Here is a 5,402-nt window from a genome sequence, read left to right as displayed (position 1 = left end):
CCCCACGCCGGTGCGCAACTGGTTGGCGACGAGCGTGAGGTCATCGATCGCTTGTGACGACTGGCGCAGCGACTCCGCGGTTTGCTGCGCGGCCTCGGACAACTGCGACAGGGCCTGGGTAATCTGTTCGGCGCTGCTGGCTTGCGTCTGCATCCCTTCGTTGACCAGCTGGAAGCGCGGCGCGAGCGTCTGCACCTCGTTAATGATCTGCGAGAGCTGGCCTCCGACCTGTTGCACGTCGCGCATGCCGCGCCGCACTTCCTCGGAGAATTTGTCCATGCCCATCACGCCAGCGGAGACGGCCGACTGGATCTCCTTGACGGTCTGCTCGATGACGTAGGTCGCTACCGCCGTCTGTTCAGCGAGGCGCCGGATTTCGGTGGCGACGACCGCGAAACCGCGCCCATACTCGCCGGCCTTTTCCGCTTCGATCGCGGCATTCAGCGACAGCAGGTTGGTCTGGTCGGCGACCTTCGTGATGGTCGCGACGACCTGATTGATATTGACCGCCTTTTCATTGAGGATCGATAGCTTGGCGTTGACCGAACCCGCAGCTTCCATCACGCTGCGCATCGTTTCCTCCATCCGCGCGAGGCCGCTCTGGCTGGCTCCGGCAAGTTGCGCCGATTGCTCCGCGACGCCGGAGACCTCGTTCATCGTGCGCAACAGATCGCGCGACGTGGCGAAGATTTCACGCGAAGTCGCACCGATCTCCGTGGTGGTCGCGGCGGTCTCGCTCGTGGTCGCCTGCTGCTCCTTGGAGGTTGCGGCGATTTCCGCTACCGACGTCGTCACCTGCAGCGAAGACTTCTGCGCCTGCGCGACGAGGCTCGTCAGCTCCGCGGTCATGCGGTTGAAACCTTCCTCCAGCGTGCCGAATTCATCGGTGCGACGCAGGTTCAGACGCTGTGTGAGGTTGCCCGTGCGCATGGCGTCGTGCACTTCGACGAGCCGCGCCATCGGTACTGTGACCGCCTTGAAGAGCGCGTAGCCGGTCGCTAGCGCGACGAGCAGTACGACGCCCAGAGCGGTCGCGAGCGTGATTTCGGTGCCGCTGACCGAGCTGCGGATCATTTGTGCGGACACGTCGGCCTGGGCGCGGTTTTCCTTCACGAGTTCATTCGCGGCACGAACCGCATTTTCCCAGACCGGCGTCATGCGCACCAGGGCGGCCTGCGCTGCCGGCCTCGAAATTTGAGCCTGACGCGCCGCGTCGGTGAGCAACGGCAGATACTGATCGTAGGCGGCCTTGAAGGTGCGAAAGCGCTCGCGGTCGTCGTCGCGAAAGAGCGTGTTCTGATAGTCGGTTGCGAACTGGTCAAACTCCCGCTGGATTTCCGCCACCCGATCAATATCGCGCTTAACCGCATCGGCGTCGCTGTCAACGAAAAGCGCACGCTCGAGCGTCGTGTAGTTTTCTCGCGCTGCTGCGCGCAGCGATGTCGCGAGAGACAGGCCGGGCACCGAGTCACGCCCGATGCTGACGGCTTCGTCGTCGATTGCGCGCAAGCGAGTGTATGAAATTGCCGCCATGACGAGCATCAGCACGAACAGCGCGCCGAAGCTGAACACAATGCGATTGCCGAGCGTGAAGCGGCGGCCGCTGAGCATGCCGGAGCGGGTAGCGTTGCTTGCGTGTGGCGTCGCAGTGGCCATTTTTTCGATGCTTCAGTAGAGGTGAAGGAGCGGGGATCGCCTCGATCAGCGATTTCCGGACGATCTTGTGCCGCAATATGAAGGCTACACGGCGCACTGAAGGTTCATTGCGGCGAATAACGTCCGTAAACGCTCTCAGATCGACCCTTCGGTCATCGGTGCGGATCGTTTGTGGAAACGTTTCGTCAACGGCGCGGCGTGACTCTAGCCGCACTTTTCGGGCGAATTGACTTCGGCCGCCGCCCGACGCCCGCGTGCCGAACTAGCGCGACAGCCTGCCGCGTTACCCCTCCTTTCGTCGGGCTCCGGCATCCCTCCCAAAAAGGCCGCCTTATCCTCCATCGGCGTGGTTTCGGCCACGACGATTGACGGCGACACTGCAGTCATCGATCGATGATCTTCCTTCCCAGAGTCAATGTGGAAGCCAGCTCCAGCGTCTAAAGAACATTCCATGTTGTTTGCATCGGTCGAGTCTTTAGCCTGAGCGTACGTAGCGGGCCGCCTCATCCGGCTGAGTGTGCAAGCCGGGGTTGCTTGAGGGAAGGGTGCCCGGTGCACGAACCATCCTGCGAACTTGCTCTTAGCGGGCTAACGCGCAGGAAAACAGCTTCCGGAGGTAACTATGAAATCGTCGATTTATGCAGTCCTCGTTGTGTCGATCCTGGCCACGCCGATCGTTACGTTCGCTCAACAGAACGAACCGATTACGCGCGACCAGGTGCGCGCTGAACTCGTCCAGCTTCAACAGGCCGGCTACAACGCGAACGCCGGCGATGCGGCGTACCCGTCGAACGTGCAAGAAGCGCAAGCGCGCGTAAACGCACAAAACCAGGCGCAAGCGCGCGCAGCTGCGCAAGACAGTGGCTACGGAACGTCGTCTAGCGGTAGCTCGCAATCGGGCCGCGTGGAAGTCCCCCTCGATACATCGCTTTACACGAGGCCCTAGAGCGTCGGCTACTTCGCCGGGACTCTCCCGGCTCCTGCCAATGAGATGCCATCGATTCCCGCGAGCGGCTCGCGCTTGCGGGATTTTTTTGGCTTCGTGGTGATTAGCGGTGTCACGCCGCAGCGGCTTCGACTATTCAATGTAGCGAGGCCCTTTATAGCGGTGCGCCCGCAGGTAGGCCAAGCTGGTAATATTGTCAGGGGCCAGCGACGCCTGATGGTCATCGAGCACTGTGCCGACGCTTCGCCAATACTTACCCGCGGGAACCGTTCGCTCTCGTCAATGATTCCATTTCTCTCCCTCCTGACGCGTCGTTGCTCGCTACGTGTAGCTTGTTTGCTCCTCCTGTCCGCGTGCGCCACGACAAGCATGGCGCATCCGCATGTCTGGATCGACTATTCGGCATCGGCGCAAATGGCCGGGCAAAAACTCGTTGCAATCCGCGAAACCTGGACGTTCTCAAAAGGCTTTCCAATCTCCATGGTTGGTGACTTTTCCGGCATGACAAAGTCCGGACCGGTCGATCAAACGCATACCGCCATGTTCAAGGTGCAGGCCTTTGAATTGCTCAGGGGTGCAGATTATTTCACGCATATTTTTATCGATGGTAAACCGGCCTCGCTCGGAGAAGCGCGCGACTTCAGTGTGGCGGTCGAGGACGGCCACATTGTGTATCGGTTCATGGTGCCGCTCGCCACGCAACCGGATGTCAAGCGAGCGGCCGTGACGCTGGGCATCTACGACGAGAGCTTTTTTGTCGACTTTTCCAGCAACGCCAAGCTACCCGTGACGCTTAGCACCGCCGCGCCGGCAAAGTGCAGGGCAGTCCCGTTCGAAGATCACGACCACGCGATCTTCGGCGGCAGCATCTACCCTGAAGCGAGCCGGATAACGTGTTGAAATCCCCATTGCGCGCGTGCTGGCTTGTCGGTCGAACGTGGTTTGGCCTCTGCGTTATCGCGACCCTTCTGCTCATTTCCCAAGGTGTGTTCGCCCAATCGACTGACGTTTTCGGGCGCACTTCGACCGGCGCCCCAAGCGCCGCCAACACGGCTGAAAGTTCAAAAGCGGCGCCGGCATCGGACGCGACTGCCACGGCTTCGGGCATGCAGATGCCGTCTGTCGTTCGCGATGCAATCGGCTGGAGCGTTCGCTTGCAAAGCAGGTTGAACGAGCGCATGCAGGATGAGCTCGCGGATCAGCGCGACGGATCGAGCATGGCCGCCGCATGGACACTCGTGCTGTTTTCGTTTGGCTATGGCGTCTTGCACGCGCTCGGGCCGGGTCACGGCAAGATTGTGGTTAGCGCGTACCTTGCGTCGCACCGGGCGCGTTTTATCGATGCCGTCACGCTGAGTGTCTGGAGCGCGTTTGTCCAGGCGTTGTCAGCGATCCTGCTGGTTAGCGCCGCTGCATGGCTGAGCCGCGAAGGACTGTCGCGCGTACTAACGCGCGCTTCCGGGCTTGAACTTACCAGCTATATCGCGCTGCTCGGGGTCGGCGCGTGGACACTGTGGTCGATCGTCACGCGGCGCGATTGCTGCGAGATCGATCGGGTGGAACTCGTGCCAAGGAAGCGCCTAAGCGTCGCTGCGAAGAGGGACGTCGATGACGGCGACGAGCGTGAAGCCCGCTATCTTGGCTCCAGTCTAGGCCAGCTTCGTTCCCGCACGTCCTGGACACCAACGCGCACGTCTCGCGGATCGTTCTGGATCGCGCGGCAGATCTTCCTGACGGGCGTTGCGGTAGGCGTGCGCCCGTGCGTGGGCGCCATTTTCGTGTTGATTGCGGCGCTGGCGAATCACATCTTCATGGTAGGCATCCTCTCGGCACTCGCGATGGGCGCAGGCGTTTCCTGCACCGTGTTGGCGATCGGAGCGACAAGCTTGTCGCTCAATCGCGCGGTCTCGAAGCGCTCGGCGATCACCCGTCAGAAAGTCGAACGGATTCGTTTCGGGCTTGCGCTAGCCGGTGCCGTTTTCATCACACTGTTCGCCGCCTGGCAGGTGATTGCGTTAATGACGGGGTTGCAGGCGGCGGCGCTCGCATGATGCTTTCGCAATGTGTCGGCGTTTTCGGAGGCAGATAGTTTGTAGTGCAGAATTGCCGCTTGTCGGGAACATTCAAACATGCCGTAGAGCGCTAGGTCATACGCCGGCCTTCTCTAGCAGATCGATGATCTCCTTGGTCGTCCCGGTTTCGCCCAGCCTTGGGAAGATTCGTGTGATGCTGTTGATGTGGGCGTCAGGGTTCATGTCGGTCATCGCGTCGACGGCGAGGGTGACGTTGAACCCGAGTTCGTACGCATAACGAGCCGTGGACTCGACACCAATGCTGGTGGCGACGCCGGCGAGCACGATCTGCGTGATGCCCTGATTCCTCAGATGTTCCTCGAGGTCCGTGTTCGTGAACGCGCCCCACGTTCGCTTCGTCACCCGGTGGTCTTCGGGATGCTGGTTCAGCTCCGGGACGAGATCGGCCCATCCGGCGGGAAGCTCGCCAAGGCTGCGAGCCTGTTCCGCCCGGCCCGGTGCTCCGCCCGCCACGTTGACGAGCACGATAGGCAAACCACGGCGGCGGAATGCAGCGGCCATTGCGACGGCACGTTCTATTACCGCGTCGGTCGGGTGCGCGGTGGGTAAAGCGACGATGCCATTCTGTAGGTCGATGATGACCAGAGCAGTCTTCGCGTCGAGGGTTGTGAGTGCCATGGGGTTCTCCTTGGGGTTATGAATCGACGGGGCGTTTTAAGTCATTCACGGCCCGTCGCGAGTTGTTCTTGCTCGGGTTCGGTGGGCTG

5 protein-coding genes are annotated in these 5,402 nt (G+C 61.3%); 3 read left to right on the top strand and 2 right to left on the bottom strand.

Going from position 1 to position 5,402, the window contains the following annotated elements; translation table 11 throughout:
- Window positions 1–1,656 (bottom strand): methyl-accepting chemotaxis protein (locus tag WCA53_RS06600; protein ID WP_423907136.1); only part of this gene is annotated, 1,656 nt, incomplete at its 3' end.
- A gap of 622 nt (window positions 1,657–2,278) precedes the next feature.
- Here WCA53_RS06600 and WCA53_RS06595 point away from each other — a divergent pair.
- The 3 genes from WCA53_RS06595 to WCA53_RS06585 are packed head-to-tail and all read left to right on the top strand — an operon-like array spanning window position 2,279 to window position 4,653.
- Complete coding sequence (locus WCA53_RS06595; RefSeq protein WP_423907133.1) at window positions 2,279–2,602, top strand: DUF4148 domain-containing protein; 324 nt, start codon at window positions 2,279–2,281, stop codon at window positions 2,600–2,602.
- Between the two features lie 45 nt (window positions 2,603–2,647).
- On the top strand, window positions 2,648–3,502 hold the full coding sequence (locus WCA53_RS06590) for a DUF1007 family protein (protein WP_423907131.1): 855 nt from the start codon (window positions 2,648–2,650) through the stop codon (window positions 3,500–3,502).
- Window positions 3,499–4,653, top strand: coding sequence for a nickel/cobalt transporter (locus tag WCA53_RS06585; RefSeq protein ID WP_423907129.1), 1,155 nt, complete (start codon window positions 3,499–3,501; stop codon window positions 4,651–4,653). Before WCA53_RS06590 ends, WCA53_RS06585 begins: the two co-directional genes overlap by 4 nt.
- Window positions 4,654–4,749: 96 nt before the next feature.
- Here the strand turns inward: WCA53_RS06585 and WCA53_RS06580 are convergent, their stop codons facing one another.
- Window positions 4,750–5,313 carry an isochorismatase family protein gene (locus tag WCA53_RS06580; RefSeq protein ID WP_423907127.1) on the bottom strand — a complete coding sequence of 188 codons (564 nt, stop codon included), beginning with the start codon at window positions 5,311–5,313 and terminating at the stop codon, window positions 4,750–4,752.
- Window positions 5,314–5,402 lie beyond the last annotated feature (89 nt).

Origin of the sequence: Caballeronia sp. (assembly GCF_049581465.1) — a bacterium.
Taxonomy (GTDB): domain Bacteria; phylum Pseudomonadota; class Gammaproteobacteria; order Burkholderiales; family Burkholderiaceae; genus Caballeronia.
Note: the sequence above shows the minus strand (reverse complement) of the source record. Positions and strands in the feature narration are given on the sequence as shown.